Consider the following 16,546-nt stretch of genomic DNA (forward strand, 5'->3'; position numbering starts at 1 on the left):
GAATCCGCATGGCAGGATCTCGGTATGACCGGGACCCTGATCACTGTCGCGCCCACCGGCGCGGAGAGCAGCAAGGCGGCCGTACCGGCGCTGCCTGTGACGATCGACGAGCTCGTGGCCACCGCCAAGGAGTGCGAGGCGCTGGGCGCCGCGATCATCCACGTCCACATCCGTGACGACGCGGCGGAGCCCACGCTCGACCAGGGTCGGCTGCGGGACACCGTGGCCGCGCTGCGGCAGTCCACCGACCTGATCATCCAGCTCTCCTCGGGCGGCGCCGTCACCGATCCCGAGTCGGACCGGCTGGCCGTGCTCGACGCGCGCCCGGAGATGGCCTCCTGCACGATGGGTACGGTCAACTTCGGCGACAGCGTCTTCATGAACCGCTGGGACTTCATCGTCGACCTGCACACCCGCATGCAGGAGCGCAGCATCGTCCCCGAGTACGAGATCTTCGATCTGGGCCAGCTCACCACCCTCCAGCGCCTGCTCGACAAGCACGGGCTGCCGTTCGGTGGGCACGTGCACCTGGACCTCGTGATGGGCGTGCCGGGCGGCATGCCGGGCACGGCGGAGGCGCTGGTCGCCTGCCACCGCGTGATCCGGGACCTGCCCGCGGGCACGACGTTCTCCGCCACCGGCATCGGGCGCAGCACGATCGCGGTCATGCTGGCGTCGCTGTCGGCCGGGGGCCACCTGCGGGTCGGCATGGAGGACACGGTGACGTACGCCAAGGGCCAGGCGGTCGAGTCGAACATGCAGCTCGTCGCGCGGGCGGTCGGGTTCGCCCAGCTCGCCCAGCGGCCGCCGCTGAGCACCGCGCAGGCGCGCGAGCTGCTCGGGGTGCCGACTCGATGATCCTCGCGGAGGTCGTCCGCTCGGGCTTCGTGGAGGGCGTCCACCACGGTTCGGTGATCGTGCTGGACTCCGCCGGTGCGGTGGTCGCCTCGGCGGGCGACGTGACGAACCCGATGTTCCCCCGCTCCGCGAACAAGCCCTTCCAGACCGTGGGCATGCTGCGGGCGGGGCTGCGCGTCGACGACCCCGCCGACCTCGCGATGATCAGCGGCAGCCACTCCGGCGAACCGTTCCATGTCGATCGGGTTCGCTCGATCCTGCGTGCGGCCGACCTCGCCGAGGATGCCCTGCTCTGCCCGGAGGACCTGCCGCTCGCCGAGAGCGCGCGACACGCGGTTGTCGGTGCCGGCGGCGCGGCGACGCGCGTCTTCATGAACTGCTCCGGCAAGCACGCCGGCATGCTTGCCACCTGCGTGGTCAACGGTTGGCCACTGGTCGATTACCGGGACGCCAAGCACCCGCTGCAGGGTGTACTGGCCGAGGCCGTGACCGAGCTGGTCGGTGAGCCGATCGCCGCGACCGGGATCGACGGCTGCGGCGCGCCCGTCTTCGGCTTCTCCCTGACCGCGTTGGCCCGGGGCTTCCAGCGGCTGGCCGCGGCGGCGGGCGGGCACGAGCGCGCGGTGGCCGACGCCATCCGGGCGAATCCGGAGCTGGTGGCCGGGACCGGCCAGGACGACACGCTGTTGATGCGCGGCGTGCCGGGCCTGCTGGCCAAGGGCGGCGCCGAGGGCGTCGTGGCCGTGGCGGTGCCGGGGGCCGGCGCGGTCGCCATCAAGATCGCCGACGGTGGGATGCGGGCGCGGACGCCGGTGCTGGTCTCCGCGCTGCGCCGGCTCGGCGTCGACGCCCCCGTGCTGGACGAGCTGGCGACCGTACCCCTGCTGGGCGGCGGAGTGCGGGTCGGCGAGGTTCGCGCGGCCTGGTGACCCAGTTCACGCTAGCTGTTGCAAGCGTTTTGCTTGCAACAGCTAGCACTACGGACTACGGTCGAAGACGTGGCCACACCCAAGGATCTGCCCCAGGACATCGGTGCCTTCATCCGTGATCTGCGGCAGACCGCGAAGATCTCGCTCCGGCAGCTCGCCGACCGGGCGGGCGTGAGCAACCCGTACCTGAGCCAGATCGAGCGTGGCCTCCGCAAACCCAGCGCCGAGGTGCTGCAGCAACTGGCCAGCGCGTTGCGGGTGTCGACGCCCGCGATGTACCTGCGCGCCGGCCTGCTCGACGGTGAGGGTCAGCAGGGCGTGCTGGCTGCCATCGCGGTCGATCCCGAACTGACGATCGCGCAGAAGCAGTCGCTGTCCCAGATTTACGAGACGTTCCGCAACGAGAATGCGCGCCACGCCCCCGCGGCCGATCCGGCCGTCGACCCGGAGCCCGATCCGGGTCAGGAGGCGGTCCCCGACGAAGACGAGGCGCTCAGGGCCGTCGTGCGCGACATCGCCGTCGCCGAGGGCGGCGGGGCACCAGCGCCAAAAGCCAAGCCAGCGCCCAAGGCTAAGCCCGCGCCCAAGGCCAAGCCCGCACCGTGAACCGCGCGGCATCGTCGGCCGCGCGACCCAGCCCACCAGCCTGAGGAGAAGACATGACCGAGCAGACCAAGACCCGGATCCCCGCGCCCCTCTACGCCGCCGCCGGCGCCGGCGATCTCGCCTGGCAGGAGCTGCGCAAGCTCCCCGCCGTCGTCAGCGAGCTGAGCGACCGCGCCGTCGCCTCGCTGAAGGTGGCGAACGACACGGCCGGCTCCACCGCCACGTCGCTGAAGGACAAGGCCGCCACCACCGACTTCGACAAGCTCCGTAGCAACGCCACGGCCAGCGCCGTCGCCTTCGCCCAGCTGGCGCAGGAGCGGGCCCTCGCGGTCTACACCTCGCTGATCGCGCGGGGCGAGCGGGTCGTCGGCACCGGCGTCGTGGAGGCCGCCGAGGTGGTCAACGCCGACATGGAGACCACTGAGGAGCCGAAGGCCGTCGAGGCCGCCAAGGCCGTCGACGCCGCCTCCACCCCGGCGCCGAAGCCGCGCAAGCGGGCCGCCGCCCGCCCGTCCGCCAACTGACGCGGCCCGAGCCGCCGACACGTGGATGATCCGCGGGCCCCGGTGAAAGCCGGGGCCCGCGGCATAGACTGGTAATCATGGTCTCCAGCGCGGCACCCATCTTCTTCGTACAGGTCGAATTCCTGATCAACTTCATGATCATGATCCTGTCGCTGGTCGTGCAGGCCGTCGCGTTCATCCATTGCGTCACCCAGCGCGGCGACGGCTTCCAAGCGATCGGCACGCTGCCCAAGGGCGCGTGGCTGGCCATCCTCGCGGTGTGCATCGTGCTCACCCTGCTGAGCGGTGCCAGTGGTTCCACCGGCCTGTTCAGCCTCATCGGGATCGCGGCCGCCCTGATCTATCTGCTCGACGTCCGGCCCGGCCTGCGCGACCTCTCGGACGGCAAGGGCTTCTGGTGAGACTCCGCCGGCCGCCCCCTCCCGACGGCGGCCCGCGGACCCCGGGTCCCGGCCCGACCGCACCGCGCACGGGCCGCCCCACGCTGCCCGCCCCGCGCACCGACCTCGTCGACACTCCCCACGGCGTACGCCTGGAGCAACTCGTCAGCGGCGTCGGCGACCCGGTGACCGTGTTCGCGCACGGGCTCGCCGGTGACCTGGCCGGCACCCGCCCGCTGGGCAGCGGCGTGGTCGGCCGCCGGGTCTTCTTCCACTTCCGCGGCCACGGTCGCTCCGACGCACCGCCCGGACCGTGGAGCTTCGCCGACCTCGCCGCCGACCTGCGTGCCGTCGCCGATCACACCGGCGCGACCCGAGCGCTCGGAGTCAGCATGGGCGCGGCCGCGCTGTGCCGGCTGCTCGCCGCCGATCCCGACCGGTTCGAGCGCGTCGTCTTCTATCTGCCCGCACCGCTGGACGGCGCGCGTCCCCGCGCCGCCGAGCAGCGGCTCGACCGCCTTCTCGCCGCGACGGAGTCGGGCGAGGCCGCCGCGGTGGCCGAGGCGGTCGAGCAGGAGCTGCCCCGGTCCGTGCGGGACACCCCCGCCGGCTGGGGATACCTGCGCCAGCGCGTGGAGCAGTTGCTCCGTGACGGCCTGGCGCCAGAGCTGAAGACGGTGTGGCGGGAGCCCGCGGTCGCCGACGAGGACCTGCTGCGGGCCTGGCGTGGAGAGGCGTTGGTGATCGGTTGCGCCGGTGACGAGGTGCACCCGGCGTCCTGGGCGGAGCGTCTGGCGGGTCTCCTGCCAGGTGCGCGGTCGCACGTCTACGACCGGCCGGCGGTGCTGTGGACCCACCGTCGCGAGCTCCGGGAGCGAATCTCCACGTTCCTGAACGAGAAACAGCCACGGCCGTAACCTTTCCCCGCTCTCGAGCGGTGTTCATGGTGTGCGGCTCACCCCCAAGTCAGTCTTTCTCGGCATCGTCGCCCTAGGCCTGCCGTTCGCGGTCGCCGCCGGCTGGACCCTCGGTACGCCGGCCGCGCCCCCGGCCGCGAGCGCCCCCGGTGGAGCGGGCGGCTTCGGCACCGCACCGGTGCAGGCCACCACCCCGGCGTCCGGAGGGGGAACGACCTGGGTGCCGCGGGCGCCGGAGCGGGTAGCCGTGGTGCAGTCCGTCGCGCCGAGCACGCCGAGTGCCGCGCCGACCTCCGCCGTACCGTCGCCGTCGATGTCCGGGTCCCCGGTGCCGACGCTGACGTTGCCGCCCGTACCGACGCCCACCTCGATCTTCGATCCGCCGTCGAGCCCCGCCGCGACGAGTGCGTCGCCCAGCGCCGAACCCAGCACGGAGGTCTCCCGGCGCAGGTGGCTGGCCGAGAGGTCCTAAGCTCTCGGATCGTGGGTGACTCTTCGCTTCGATCCGCCGCCGCGCGCGGCGCGACGGCATCCGGCAGTGCCGTCCGTGAGTTCCTCACCGGCGCCGGCCTGCTCGGCCGCGGCCTGGGCCTGGTGCTGAAGAGCCCGAGGCTGCTCGGCCTGGGGCTGGTGCCGGCCGTGATCACCGGCCTGCTCTACGGCGCCGCCCTGATCGCCCTCGTCGCCTTCATCGGCGACCTGGCCTCGGCGGTGACCTGGTTCGCCGACGACTGGTCGGAGTTCTGGCGCGACCTGATCCGCGTTTTCGCCGGTGTGGCCCTGCTGGGCGTCGGCGGCCTGCTGGGGGTGCTCACCTTCACCGCGGTGGCGTTGCTGATCGGGGACCCGTTCTACGAGAAGATCTCCGGGCTGGTCGAGCATCGGTACGGCGGCGTACCCGACGAGGTGGAGGTGCCGCTCTTGGCCTCGCTGGGCCGCAGCCTGCGGGATTCGTTGCGGCTCGTCGGCCTCTCCATCCTGATCGGCATTCCCCTGCTCGTGGCGGGCTTCATCCCCGTGGTGGGCCAGACCGTCGTGCCGGTGATCGGCGGCGCGGTCGCGGGGTGGCTGCTCGCCGTCGAGCTCACCGGCGTGCCGTTCCAGCGGCGGGACAAACGGCTGCGGGAGCGCCGCGCCGCGCTGCGTACCCGGCGCCCGCTCGCGCTCGGGTTCGGCGTCGCCGTGTTCGCCTGCTTCCTGATCCCGCTGGGCGCCGTCCTGCTCATGCCGGCGGCGGTGGCGGGCGGGACGCTGCTGTCCCGCAAGGTGCTCGGTCTGCCGGCCGAGACGATCACGACGCAGTCCCTGTGATGGACATCGAACTCGTCGAGGGCGACATCACCGCCCAACACGTCGACGCCATCGTCAACGCGGCGAACTCGTCGCTGCTCGGCGGTGGCGGCGTCGACGGCGCGATCCACCGCAAGGGCGGCCCGGAGATTCTCGCCGCGACCCGGGCGCTGCGCGCCGGACACTACGGCGGCGGACTCCCGACCGGTCAGGCGGTGGCGACCACGGCGGGCCGGCTGTCCGCCCGCTGGGTCGTGCACACGGTGGGGCCGGTCTTCAGCGCCGACGAGGACCGCTCGGCGCTGCTGCGCGCGTGCTACGAGAACTCGCTGCGGGTCGCGGACGAGCTGGGCGCCGAGTCCGTGGCGTTCCCGCTGATCTCGGCCGGGGTGTATCGGTGGCCGGTGGAGGACGCCGTGCGGCAGGCACTGACCGTCCTGCGGGCGGCCGAGCCGGCGGGGGTGCGAACCGTACGGCTGGTGCTGTTCAACGCCGAGCTCGCCGCGACCGCACGGAGAGTGGCAGCGGGGGCCTGAGGAATCACGCCGAGGCGCGGACGACCAGCTCTGTCGGGAGGACCACGGCGGCCGGGACGTCGGTGTTTCCGCCGACCAGGCCGAGCAGTTGGCGTGCCATCGTGCGTCCCATGTCGACGATCGGCTGACGTACGGTCGTCAGCGGCGGATCGCTGAGCCGGCTGATCTCGACGTCGTCGAAGCCGATGACCGCCACGTCCTCGGGAACGCGCCGGCCCGCCTCCTTCAGCGCCTGGAGCGCGCCGTGCGCCATCATGTCCGATGCCACGAAGACCGCGTCCAGGTCCGGGTCCTCGGCGAGGAGGCGGCGCATCGCGTGGATGCCCGACTCGCGGGTGAAGTCACCGGCCGCCACGTGTTCGGACAGGCCCGCCTCCGCCAGCGCCGTGCGATATCCGGTCAGCCGGTCTATTCCCGCGACCATGTCCTGTGGGCCCGCGACGGTGGCGATCCGGCGCCGGCCGAGACCGAGCAGGTGGCGTACGGCCGCGGCCACGCCGCCGATGTGGTCCACGTCGACGTACGGCACCGCCAGCGCCGCCGGGGTCATCGGCCGGCCGCTGCACACGACCGGGATGCCCCGCCGGGCGAGCGCGCCGGGCAGCGGGTCCGTGCCGTGCATGGAGGCGAACATGACGCCGTCGACGTGTCCGGCCGTCGCGTAGCGCTCGACCCGGTCGTGTCCGGCCGTCGAGCTCGCCATCATCAGCACGAGCTGCTTGTCGGCCGCCTCGAGTTCGGCGCTGACGCCGCGGATCACCGCCGGGAAGAACAGGTCGTCGGAGAAGACCCTGCTGGCCGTCTCCGGAAGGATCAGTGCGATCGACTCCGTACGCTGGGTAACCAGGCTCCGGGCCGCCAGGTTGGGGACGTAGCCGAGCTCCTCGACGGCCTGCTGCACCGCGTCGCGGATCGCGACGGCGACGGTCGTCGAGCCGTTCACGACACGGGAGACGGTCGCGCGCGAAACGCCGGCCCGCCTGGCCACCGCCTCCAGGGTGGGTCGCTCCCGCGTCACCATCGGCTCACCCCCCGACCCGCGCCCGGTCGCTGAGACCGTTGCGCCGGATCACCTCCCGGTACCACTTGGCGCTGTCCTTCGGCACCCGTTGCTGCGTGGTGTAGTCCACGTGCACGATTCCGAAGCGCATCTTGTAGCCCTCGGCCCATTCGAAATTGTCCATCAACGACCACGCGAAGTATCCCCGAAGGTCAACGCCGTGGGAAATGGCGTCCAGGCAGGCGCGCAGGTGTCCGTCGAGATAGTCGATGCGGTCGGCGTCGTGGATCTCGCCGTCCGCCGACGGGCCGTCCGGGTACGCGGCACCGTTCTCGGTGATCAGCATCGGCACGCCGTAGTCGGCGTGAATGCGGTCCAGCAGCTTTGTCAGGGCGGCGGGCTCGATCTGCCAGCCGATGTCGGTGATCGGGCCGACCGGGTCGCGGAACTCGATGCCCTCGGTGCCCGGGTTCTCCGCCCAGGCGGGTCGGCCGGGTCGCGCCGACACGTACGCCGGGGTGTAGAAGTTGACGCCGAGCACGTCGATCGGGGCGTTGATGATCGCCTCGTCGCCCTCGCGAATGTGGCCCAGATCGGTGAAGCGGGCCATGTGCTCGCGCATGTCGTCCGGGTAGGCGCCGCGCAGCAGCGGGTCGAGGAAGATGCGGTTGTGCAGTCCGTCGACGATCCGGGCGGCCTCCGCGTCGGCGGGGTTGCCCGGGTCGAGCGGGAAGACCGCGGACGGGTTGAGGGTGATGCTGACGCTGCGGGCGCCGGCCGAGCGCAGCGCCCGCGCGGCGAGGCCGTGCCCGAGCAACAGGTGGTGCACGGCTCGGAAGGCCTCGGCCGGGTCCTGCACGCCGGGCGCGTGCCGGCCGCTGCCGTGACCGAGGTAGGCGGAGCACCATGGCTCGTTGAGCGTGGTCCAGGTCTGCACGCGGTCGCCGAGGCGGGCGTACACGATGGCGGCGTACTCGGCGAAGGCCTCGGCGGTCTCCCGGACGCCCCAGCCGCCGCGGTCCTGCAGCGTCTGCGGCAGGTCCCAGTGGTAAAGGGTGATGACGGGATCGATGCCCCGGCCGATCAGCTCGTCGGTGAGCCGGTCGTAGAAGTCCAGGCCGCGGGTGTTGACCGGGCCGGTGCCGTCGGGCTGGACGCGCGGCCAGGCGATCGAGTACCGGTAGGAGGTGAGCCCGAGCTCCGCCATGAGCGCCACGTCCTCGACGTAGCGGTGGTAGTGGTCGCAGGCGACGTCCCCGGTGTGCCCGGCGTGCACCCGACCCGGCGTGTGGCTGAAGGTGTCCCAGATGGACGGCCCCCGACCGTCCTCGTTCACCGCGCCCTCGATCTGGTAGGCCGCCGTCGCCGCACCCCAGATGAAGCCGTCCGGAAAGCGGGCACCCGATGCCTGTGGTCGGTCGCTCGATTCCACCTCGACGGTTGCCGTCATGCGCCTCACCGCTCCTCTGACTGCCGCCGCCGGGCGGCCGCGGCCGCCCGAACTCAACCGGTACAGCGTACGGTCTTTGCTCGGTCGGGAGCAGGGACGCTCAACCGGCCCGGAGGGCGCTGAACAGACGTGGGTCGCCGGTGATGGTCAGCGCGCCCGGATCCGAGCGGCCCATGAGGGTGAGCAGCAGGTCGCTGGCGTTGCCCCGGGCTTCGGCCCGGGGATGGTGATCGTCGGTGTCCAGGATCGTGCCGGTGTCGAGCAGGGCGAGACCCGCGCCGCGCAGGCGGACGAACCACTCGTAGCTCGCGTCCAGGGCCACCAGGTGCACGACGCCGTGCAGGTCGGTGGGGCCCTTGCGGCGGCCGGCGGGCAGCCAGGTGTCGAGGACCTCGTTGACGCCGTCGGCGGCGAGCTTCGTCTCGATCGGCGTCGCCCGGCCGGCGGCGGTCTCGGCGTCCCAGCGGTGCACCGAGATCTCGTGCGCCATCCGCCGCTGCCAGAAGCCGGCCTTCTTGGCCTGCGCCGGCCAGGTCCAGGCGGGGAAGTCGGGGTCGAGCGCGTCGAGTGTCTCGATCGTGCCGGTCATTTCCCGACGGAGCCCGTCCAGCGCCTCCGACCATTCGGGCCGGGGCTCGGGGATCACCCGTTCGGCCGGCTTGTCGATCACGCCGCGCGGCACCGACTCGCGCACCCAGTGCAGCAGCACGGTGAGGTGCTCGGTGAGGTCGGCGACCGTCCAGCCCGGGCACGAGGGCACGACGGCATCGGGGCCGGTCTCGGCGACGGCGTCCTGGAGCGCCGGGCCGTCGGCGCGCAGCGCCGCCAGCCAGAAGTCCTTCGTCGCGTTGAGCCTGTTCATCAGCTTCTCCCGCTCGAGGAGGACCACCTGTGTGTTCCCCATGGCCCGTCGGCCTAGGGTGAACGTCGTGCCTGACGTTAGTGCTGATCCACCCGCCACCGCATCTGCCGCGTATGCCAGTTCGCTGGGGGCGTACACGACGCTACGCCTCGGCGGTCCCGCGGGCACGCTGACCCCAGCGGCCGAAACGGACGAAGCGGTGACAATCATGCGTTCGGCCGCACGCAGGGGGGAACGGGTCCTCGTTCTCGCCGGCGGCAGCAACGTCGTGATCGGAGACGAGGGCTTCCCCGGACAGGTGATGCTGTTGCGCACCCGGGGGATGCGGGTGGTGGATCGCGACTCGCGGGGTGTGCTGATGCGGGTCGCGGCCGGGGAGCCGTGGGACGGGTTCGTCGCCGCGACGCTCGCCGAGGGCCTCTCCGGACTGGAGGCGCTGTCCGGAATCCCCGGCTCCGCGGGTGCGACGCCGATCCAGAACGTCGGTGCGTACGGCCAGGAGGTCGCCCAGACGGTCGAGGCGGTGCACGTCTATGACCGGGCGGACGACGAGGTGAAGACGCTGTCGCTGCCGGAGTGCCGGTTCGCGTACAGGTCCAGCGTTTTCAAGCACAACGACCGGTGGCTGGTCCTCGAGGTCGACTTCCGGCTCGCCGTCACCGCGGACTCGGCCCCGATTCGGTACGCCGAGCTCGCCCGCAACCTCGGCGTCGAGCCCGGTGAGCGGGTTCCGGCGAAACAGGTGCGCGACACCGTACTGAAATTGCGGGCCGGCAAGGGAATGGTCCTGGACCCGGAGGACGTCGACACCCAGTCGGTCGGGTCGTTCTTCACCAATCCGGTGCTCTCCGCGCAGGAGTGGGCCGGGGTGCAGGATCGCCTCGCCGACGCGGGCGAGCCGCCGAGCTGGCCGGCGCCGAACGGCACGGTCAAGGTGCCCGCCGCCTGGTTGATCGAGAAGGCGGGCTTCAGCAAGGGGTACGCCGGCCGCGACGGGGTCGCGATCTCGTCGAAGCACACGCTCGCCCTGACCCACCGCGGCGGCGGTACGACGGCCGCGTTGCTGGACCTGGCCCGCGAGATCCGCGACGGAGTGCACGACCGGTTCGGGGTCGTCCTGCACCCCGAACCGGTTCTGGTGAACTGCTCGCTGTAGCGGCTCAGCGCCAGCCGAAGACCTGGGTCCAGTAGAAGGTGCCGTCGTCGGCGCGCCGTACGCCCGCACCGAAGGACCTGGCCTCGCAGTTGAGGATGTTCTCACGGTGGTCGGGGCTGGCCATCCAGGCCTCCATCACCTCGGCGGCGTCGGCGAAGCCCCAGGCGATGTTCTCCGCGGCCACATCGGAGTATCCGGCGGCGCGCGACCGGGTCTCGAAGGTCGAGCCTCGCCAGCCGATGTGTCCGAAGTCGCCGGTGGCCGCCATGTAGTGGCTCTGACGCACCGAGGCGATCATGAGCTCCTCGTCCACGGTCAGGGGGGCACACCCGGCGAGAACCCGCTCCTCGTTGGTCCGCGCGATCACCTCGTCCATCAGAAGCTGCGAGGTGATGGGGTCCGCGGCGGTGACCGCGGGGGTGGCTGCCGCGGCGGCGACTCCGGCGGGTCCGCCGGTCTCGGCCTGCGCGGGCGTCGCCGCGTACGCCAGCAGAGCGGCCGGGGCGGCCGCGGCGAGGGCGATGCGTCGTACGGTTTTGAACACGGACTTTCCTCCCGGTCCACGACCGGGCTTGTACCCGGCAAGCCTAATCGGACCGGATTTCTGTAGGTAAGTCCTATCTTTGGTGTTTTCCGGCCGTCTGGCGTGTCGACCGTGTCAATCTGTGGGGATGGTCAGGGGAAGCCGAATCTCGGCCCCCGCACCCGTCGCTGGATCGAAGGTCAGCTCCACCGAGCCGCCGTGCCGGGCGGCGATGGCGTCCGCGAGCAGCATCCACAGGGCGGTGCTGCGACGCCGGTGCGGCGGTTCCGGGTCGGCCAGCATGCCGGCCATCAGGTGCTCGTCGGTGAGCTTCTCGGACTGCCGGGCGATCACCATGATCCGCCATCCCGCGTCGCCGGCCTCGGTGCTCACCTCGGCGGACCGGTCGGCGGCCCCGCTCGCGACGGTGCCGACCACGGCGTAGAACAGGTCCCGCAGCAGAGGTGCGTCGGCGGACACGGACGGCCCGCCCGACGTCCGCACGGTCGCCGCGGTGTACGGCTCCTGGCTCGCCAACAGCTCCGCCACCTCGCGGATCAGCGCGCCCGGGTCCACTTTCGTGGGCCACAGCTCGAGGTCGCCGGTCTGCAGCCTGCTGACCACCATGAGGTCCTCGACCAGGGCGAGCATCCGGTCGGTGTTGCGTCGCACCGCGGCGAGCGCCACCGACCGCTCGGCCGGGGCGAGATCGTCGGTGTCGAGGCTCTCGGTGAAGGACGCGATCGTGGTCAGCGGTGTCCGCAACTCGTGGGAGATCACCGCGAGGAAGCGAGCCTGCAGCGCGAAGACGTTCGTGGGGGTTCGCACGCTGAACTATAACTTTCCGTATATGAACAGACACGTCACGCTATCGTGGTTTTGGACATTTCATCTTCGCCGCCCGCGTCCGCGGGGGGCGTGAGCAAGACGCTGACCCGAACCGAGCGCGTGCCGCGTTCGGCGGGCAGCCGCGTCTGGCGACGCGCCGGGGCGGAGGCGGAGGGCATGGTGACGAGCGCATGAGCAGACTGCTCGTGGTCGAGGACGACCCGGACATCGCCCTGGCCCTGCGGCTGCTCTTCAGCCGGGCCGGGTACGAGGTGGCGCACGCCGGAGACGGGCGCACCGGCTTGAAGGAGGCGTACGCGGAGCACCCCGATCTGGTGGTGCTCGACGTCGGCCTTCCGGAAATGGACGGCTGGCAGGTGCTCGAGCGGCTGCGGGACGTCTCCGACGTGCCCGTGCTGGTGCTGACGGCACACGGCCAGGAGGCCGAGAAGGTCCGCGGCCTGCGCGGCGGCGCCGACGACTACCTGACCAAACCGTTCGCGAACAACGAACTGCTGGCCCGGGTGGAGGCGCTGCTGCGCCGCTCGTCCGGCGGGCAGAACAGCTGGGCCAGCCAGATCTACGACGACGGCCTGGTGCACCTCGACCCGACGAAGCGCAGGGTCTATGTCAAGGGCGACGAGAAGCGCCTCACGCCGACCGAGTTTCGGCTACTCAACGCCCTGGTCCGGCACGCCGGCGCGGTGTTGAGTCCCAATCAGCTCCTCACCCAGGCGTGGGACGACCCCACGGGCATCGGCCAGGAGCGCGTCAAGTTCGCCGTGCTGCGCCTTCGTCGCAAGCTCGGCTGGTCGGATCCCGATGAATCCCCGATCGAGTCCGTACGTGGATTCGGCTACCGCTACCGGCGTCCGGGTGGTGACACCTGAGCCGCAACCGGTAGCGGTCCGGGTGTCCTCAGGTGGGGCTCCGGTGGGTCGATGAGGGATTTGGGAAACGAGCAGGAGGTAGGGCGTTGGAAGACCTTGGCGAGATCGTTGGCGAATTCCTCATGGAAAGCCACGAGAACCTGGACCAGATCGACCGGGATCTCGTCGCGCTGGAGCAGAACCCGGCCTCGCGTGATCTGATCGCCCGCATCTTCCGGGCGATCCACACGATCAAGGGCACCAGTGGCTTCCTGGCCTTCACCCGGTTGGAGACGCTCGCGCACGCGGGCGAATCGCTGCTGTCGCGGCTGCGCGACGGCGTCCAGCCGGTCACGCCGACCACGATCACCACCCTGCTGGCCACGATCGACGGCGTTCGGTCGCTGCTGGAGTCCATCGAGCAGAACGGCAACGAGGGTGAAGTCGACGTCGACAACATCATCACCGCCGTTCACGCGCAGATGAACGCTCCCGACGCGGTAGCGGCCGCGCCCGCCGCTCCGGCGGCGGAAGCGGCGACAGCACCTGCACCTGCGCCCGCGCCCGCGGCCGCGACCGAAAAGCCGGCCGAGAAGCCCGAGCCCCTCGAGGAGACGCCGGCACGCCCGGCACCCGAGCCCGTCGAGGGTCAGCGCCGTCCGCTCGGCGAGATCCTCGTCGAGACCGGCGCGGCGGAGGCCACGGACGTCGGCTCCGCGCTGCAGGCGCAGCTCGAGGGCGACGAGCGCAAGCTCGGCACGATCCTGCTGGAGGAGGGCAAGACCCAGCCCGGCGCGGTCACCGACGCGCTCCAGGCGCAGGCGCCGAAGCGCAGCGTCGCCGACAGTGCGATCCGGGTGGACGTCGACCTGCTCGACACCCTCATGAACATGGTCGGTGAGCTCGTGCTCGCCCGTAACCAGCTGGTCCGCGGCGTGATGGACCTCGGCGACTCCGGCCTCGTCCGCAGCGCCCAGCGGCTCGGCATGATCACCTCCGAACTGCAGGAGGGGATCATGAAGACCCGAATGCAGCCCATCGAGCACATCTGGTCGAAGCTCCCCCGGGTCATCCGCGACCTGTCCAACTCGCTCGGCAAGAAGGTCGAGCTGGTCATGGAGGGCAAGGAGACCGAGCTCGACCGCAGCCTGCTCGAGGCGGTCAAGGACCCGCTGACCCACCTGGTCCGCAACGCCGTCGACCACGGCATCGAGGACTCCGACCGGCGGATCGCCGCCGGCAAGGACCCGCAGGGGACGCTGACGTTGCGGGCGTACCACGAGGGCGGGCACGTCGCGGTCGAGGTCGCCGACGACGGCGCCGGCATGGATGTCAACCGGATCGCCGCGAAGGCCGTGGAGAAGGGTCTGCTGCGTGCCGAGCAGATCGCGACCATGGACAAGCGCGAGATCATGGCGATGGTCTTCCAGCCCGGCTTCTCCACCGCCGCGAAGGTGACAAACGTGTCCGGCCGCGGTGTGGGCATGGACGTCGTCAAGACCAACATCGAGCGGATCGGCGGCGCGGTCAGCGTCGACTCGACGCTGGGCCAGGGCACGGTCTGGCGCCTCACCATCCCGCTGACGCTGGCGATCATCCAGGCGCTGACCGTCGACTGCGGCGACCAGCGCTACGTCGTGCCGCAGGTCGCCGTTCTGGAGCTGGTCTTCATCGACGGCCAGTCCACAAAGATCGAGTACGCCTCCGGCGCGCCCGTCTACCGCCTGCGCGGCAAGCTGCTGCCGCTCGTCCGCCTGGACCGCGCGCTCGGCCTCGACCCCGGCGGCGACCAGGGCGTCTACATCATGGTGCTGCAGGCCGACGGGCGCCGCTTCGGCCTCGTCGTGGACCGCGTCCTCAACACCGAGGAGGTCGTGGTCAAGGCCCTCAACAGCCGGTTCAAGGACATCGGCCTGTACGCCGGCGCCACGATCCTCGGCGACGGCAAGGTCGGCCTGATCCTCGACGCCTCCGCGCTGGCGCGCCGCTCGCACCTCGCGGTCGACGCCGGACGCGAGAACCTCGTCGGCACGTCCCGGGCGGCCGCCGGTGCCGGCACCGGCGAACGCCTACTGATCACCGCCGTCGGGGACCGCCGGGTGGCGATCCCCCTCGACACGGTGACCCGCCTGGAGGAATTCCCGCGGGACCGCATCGAGCACGCCGGCTCCCGCGAGGTGGTGCAGTACCGCGGCCAGATCCTGCCGCTGGTACGGCTGTCCCACCTGCTGGGGGCATACAGCGAGATGGAAGAGGGCGACACCGTCTCGGTGGTCGTCTACAGCGAGGGGGGCCGCAGCGTGGCGCTGGTCGTGGACCGGATCGTCGACATCGCCGAGAACTCGACCACCGCCCGCCGCGACGCGGAGGAGGACGGTCTCGTCGGCACGGCGGTCATCCAGCAGCGGGTGACCGAACTGCTCGACGTACGCCGCGCGATCCTCGCCGCGGACCCGAACTTCTACAACGAGATGGCCGACGTCGAGATGCTGGTGGAGGCCTGAGATGGCGAGCCGGCAGTTTGCCACCTTCGAAGTGGCCGGGCAGTTGTTCGGGGTCGAGGTAGACACCGTGCAGGAGGTGCTGTCCTACAACGAGTACACCCCGGTGCCGCTCGCACCGCCCGCGGTTGGCGGGCTGTTCAACCTGCGCGGCCAGGTGATCGCGGCGGTCGATCTGCGGGTGCAGCTCGGTCTCGTCCGCCAGGCCCTGGAGGGTCCGGTGATGAACGTGATCCTGCGCGGCGACGGTGAGCCGGTCAGCCTGCTCGTGGACCGCATCGGCGAGGTGGTCGACCTGGATGACGACGCGTTCGAGCCACCGCCGGACACGCTCGCCGGCCCCACTCGTGAGCTGGTGACCGGAACCTTCAAGATGGACGGCCGGCTGATGCTGGCCCTCGATGTCCACCAGGCCGTCGACACATCCCGAGCCACCACCTGATGTACAGCCTCGTCAGCGCCCCCGTCCTCGGCTTTGACCTGACCCGCCTCGGTGGCGGGTCGGCCACGGCCGAGGTGCTGCTGCGCGCCCTGCGCCTCAGCCTCGGGGACCTGCCGATCCTCGCGGAACGGCTGCCCGATGAGGGGGTCCGGGGCCCGCTCTGGGTAGAGGTGGAGAGCGCCGCGCGCAAACTGCCGACGCTCAAGGGCATGAAGGCCGACGATCCGGCGAGCTCGCTGGCCCTGGTCGAGCGGGCGCCGATCGGCTCGGTCGACGCCCTGCTGACCTGCCTGCGCTACGACGTCATGGCGTGGACCTGGCAGGGCACCGGCCGCGACGCCAAGCAGAGCGAGACGGCCGCCTCGGCGACCGCCCTGCTCTGCGACGCCGCCGTGGCCAGCTACCTGCGCGAGGTGCTCGACGAGACGACCCGCCGGATGCTCGGCGCCGGCTGGGTGGCGGCGCTGCGCAAGCTGCCCGTCGGCAAGCCGATCGACCTGGGTCCGCACCACTACGCGGTGTCGGCCCTGCTGGACCGGTTGCGCTCGATCACGTCGAACGATCTGGCCCGGCTGACGCAGTCGGCGGAGGACGCGCGCCGCAACGCCGGCGGCTGGTCCCCGGCGGTGCACTCGGCGTCGTGGGCGGCGTACCTGTCGGACCGGGTCCGGACGGCCGCGGCCGCGCAGATGCTGCTCGTGCAGGCGATCGACACCGCCGCTATTCCGCTGGCGGAGCGGGCCGGCGGCGTCTGGAACATGCTCAGCGGTGCGGTCCAGGCGCTCGTCGTCCGGGACCTGCTGGACACCGCTACGGCGCACCGGCTGCTCACGCCGGTCGTCGCGGCGCTCGGCCCGGCATGGCTCGGATGAGAG

General features: G+C 71.5%; 19 protein-coding genes. 13 read left to right on the forward strand and 6 right to left on the reverse strand.

Annotated elements, in window-relative coordinates; translation table 11 throughout:
- Positions 1-24: 24 nt before the first annotated feature.
- From AB0M36_RS27865 to AB0M36_RS27890, 6 genes are all read left to right on the forward strand, one after another.
- Positions 25-858: a 3-keto-5-aminohexanoate cleavage protein gene (locus tag AB0M36_RS27865; protein WP_364162929.1), complete on the forward strand. Its 834-nt coding sequence runs from the start codon at positions 25-27 to the stop codon at positions 856-858.
- On the forward strand, positions 855-1,787 hold the full coding sequence (locus tag AB0M36_RS27870; protein ID WP_364162932.1) for an asparaginase: 933 nt from the start codon (positions 855-857) through the stop codon (positions 1,785-1,787). Before AB0M36_RS27865 ends, AB0M36_RS27870 begins: the two co-directional genes overlap by 4 nt.
- 69 nt (positions 1,788-1,856) lie before the next feature.
- Positions 1,857-2,393, forward strand: a complete 537-nt coding sequence (locus tag AB0M36_RS27875) for a helix-turn-helix domain-containing protein (protein ID WP_364162935.1) — start codon at positions 1,857-1,859, stop codon at positions 2,391-2,393.
- A gap of 53 nt (positions 2,394-2,446) precedes the next feature.
- Entirely contained in the window at positions 2,447-2,917 is a 471-nt protein-coding gene (locus AB0M36_RS27880; RefSeq protein ID WP_364162938.1) for a hypothetical protein, read from the forward strand.
- A 77-nt stretch (positions 2,918-2,994) separates the two neighbouring features.
- The gene (locus AB0M36_RS27885) at positions 2,995-3,318 is read left to right on the forward strand and encodes a DUF2516 family protein (protein WP_364162941.1); all 324 of its coding nucleotides are present in this window, start codon (positions 2,995-2,997) and stop codon (positions 3,316-3,318) included.
- A complete protein-coding gene (locus AB0M36_RS27890; RefSeq protein ID WP_364163176.1) occupies positions 3,312-4,214 on the forward strand; it encodes an alpha/beta hydrolase in 903 nt (300 codons plus the stop codon). The genes AB0M36_RS27885 and AB0M36_RS27890 overlap by 7 nt, the downstream gene beginning before the upstream one ends.
- Before the next feature lie 24 nt (positions 4,215-4,238).
- On the opposite strand, the gene AB0M36_RS27895 is transcribed toward AB0M36_RS27890, so the two are convergent.
- Complete coding sequence (locus AB0M36_RS27895) at positions 4,239-4,646, reverse strand: hypothetical protein (protein WP_364162944.1); 408 nt, start codon at positions 4,644-4,646, stop codon at positions 4,239-4,241.
- Positions 4,647-4,697: 51 nt separating this feature from the next.
- On the opposite strand from AB0M36_RS27895, the gene AB0M36_RS27900 reads away from it, so the two are divergent.
- Both AB0M36_RS27900 and AB0M36_RS27905 read left to right on the forward strand, forming a co-directional pair.
- On the forward strand, positions 4,698-5,525 hold the full coding sequence (locus tag AB0M36_RS27900) for an EI24 domain-containing protein (protein ID WP_364162946.1): 828 nt from the start codon (positions 4,698-4,700) through the stop codon (positions 5,523-5,525).
- Entirely contained in the window at positions 5,525-6,040 is a 516-nt protein-coding gene (locus AB0M36_RS27905) for an O-acetyl-ADP-ribose deacetylase (RefSeq protein ID WP_364162949.1), read from the forward strand. The genes AB0M36_RS27900 and AB0M36_RS27905 overlap by 1 nt, the downstream gene beginning before the upstream one ends.
- 4 nt (positions 6,041-6,044) lie before the next feature.
- Here AB0M36_RS27905 and AB0M36_RS27910 read toward each other — a convergent pair whose 3' ends face one another.
- From AB0M36_RS27910 to AB0M36_RS27920, 3 genes are all read right to left on the reverse strand, one after another.
- Positions 6,045-7,061, reverse strand: a complete 1,017-nt coding sequence (locus AB0M36_RS27910; RefSeq protein WP_364162953.1) for a LacI family DNA-binding transcriptional regulator — start codon at positions 7,059-7,061, stop codon at positions 6,045-6,047.
- A 4-nt stretch (positions 7,062-7,065) separates the two neighbouring features.
- Positions 7,066-8,490, reverse strand: coding sequence for a GH1 family beta-glucosidase (locus tag AB0M36_RS27915; protein ID WP_364162956.1), 1,425 nt, complete (start codon positions 8,488-8,490; stop codon positions 7,066-7,068).
- A 100-nt stretch (positions 8,491-8,590) separates the two neighbouring features.
- Positions 8,591-9,352: a maleylpyruvate isomerase family mycothiol-dependent enzyme gene (locus AB0M36_RS27920; RefSeq protein ID WP_364163179.1), complete on the reverse strand. Its 762-nt coding sequence runs from the start codon at positions 9,350-9,352 to the stop codon at positions 8,591-8,593.
- A gap of 67 nt (positions 9,353-9,419) precedes the next feature.
- Between AB0M36_RS27920 and AB0M36_RS27925 the strand changes: the two genes are divergently transcribed.
- The gene (locus AB0M36_RS27925) at positions 9,420-10,508 is read left to right on the forward strand and encodes a UDP-N-acetylmuramate dehydrogenase (protein WP_364162959.1); all 1,089 of its coding nucleotides are present in this window, start codon (positions 9,420-9,422) and stop codon (positions 10,506-10,508) included.
- Between the two features lie 4 nt (positions 10,509-10,512).
- Here AB0M36_RS27925 and AB0M36_RS27930 read toward each other — a convergent pair whose 3' ends face one another.
- Both AB0M36_RS27930 and AB0M36_RS27935 read right to left on the reverse strand, forming a co-directional pair.
- Positions 10,513-11,052: a CAP domain-containing protein gene (locus AB0M36_RS27930; protein WP_364162962.1), complete on the reverse strand. Its 540-nt coding sequence runs from the start codon at positions 11,050-11,052 to the stop codon at positions 10,513-10,515.
- Positions 11,053-11,166: 114 nt separating this feature from the next.
- Positions 11,167-11,859 (reverse strand): HAMP domain-containing sensor histidine kinase, encoded by a 693-nt coding sequence (locus AB0M36_RS27935; RefSeq protein ID WP_364162965.1) that lies wholly within the window; start codon positions 11,857-11,859, stop codon positions 11,167-11,169.
- A gap of 191 nt (positions 11,860-12,050) precedes the next feature.
- Here AB0M36_RS27935 and AB0M36_RS27940 point away from each other — a divergent pair, with 191 nt between their 5' ends.
- From AB0M36_RS27940 to AB0M36_RS27955, 4 genes are all read left to right on the forward strand, one after another.
- Positions 12,051-12,749 carry a response regulator transcription factor gene (locus AB0M36_RS27940; RefSeq protein ID WP_041832950.1) on the forward strand — a complete coding sequence of 233 codons (699 nt, stop codon included), beginning with the start codon at positions 12,051-12,053 and terminating at the stop codon, positions 12,747-12,749.
- Positions 12,750-12,835: 86 nt separating this feature from the next.
- A complete protein-coding gene (locus AB0M36_RS27945; protein WP_364162968.1) occupies positions 12,836-15,232 on the forward strand; it encodes a chemotaxis protein CheW in 2,397 nt (798 codons plus the stop codon).
- Between the two features lies 1 nt (position 15,233).
- Positions 15,234-15,671: a chemotaxis protein CheW gene (locus AB0M36_RS27950; RefSeq protein ID WP_364162971.1), complete on the forward strand. Its 438-nt coding sequence runs from the start codon at positions 15,234-15,236 to the stop codon at positions 15,669-15,671.
- Complete coding sequence (locus AB0M36_RS27955) at positions 15,671-16,543, forward strand: hypothetical protein (RefSeq protein WP_364162974.1); 873 nt, start codon at positions 15,671-15,673, stop codon at positions 16,541-16,543. Before AB0M36_RS27950 ends, AB0M36_RS27955 begins: the two co-directional genes overlap by 1 nt.
- Positions 16,544-16,546 lie beyond the last annotated feature (3 nt).

It is taken from the genome of Actinoplanes sp. NPDC051346, from assembly GCF_040682215.1.
Taxonomy (GTDB): domain Bacteria; phylum Actinomycetota; class Actinomycetes; order Mycobacteriales; family Micromonosporaceae; genus Actinoplanes.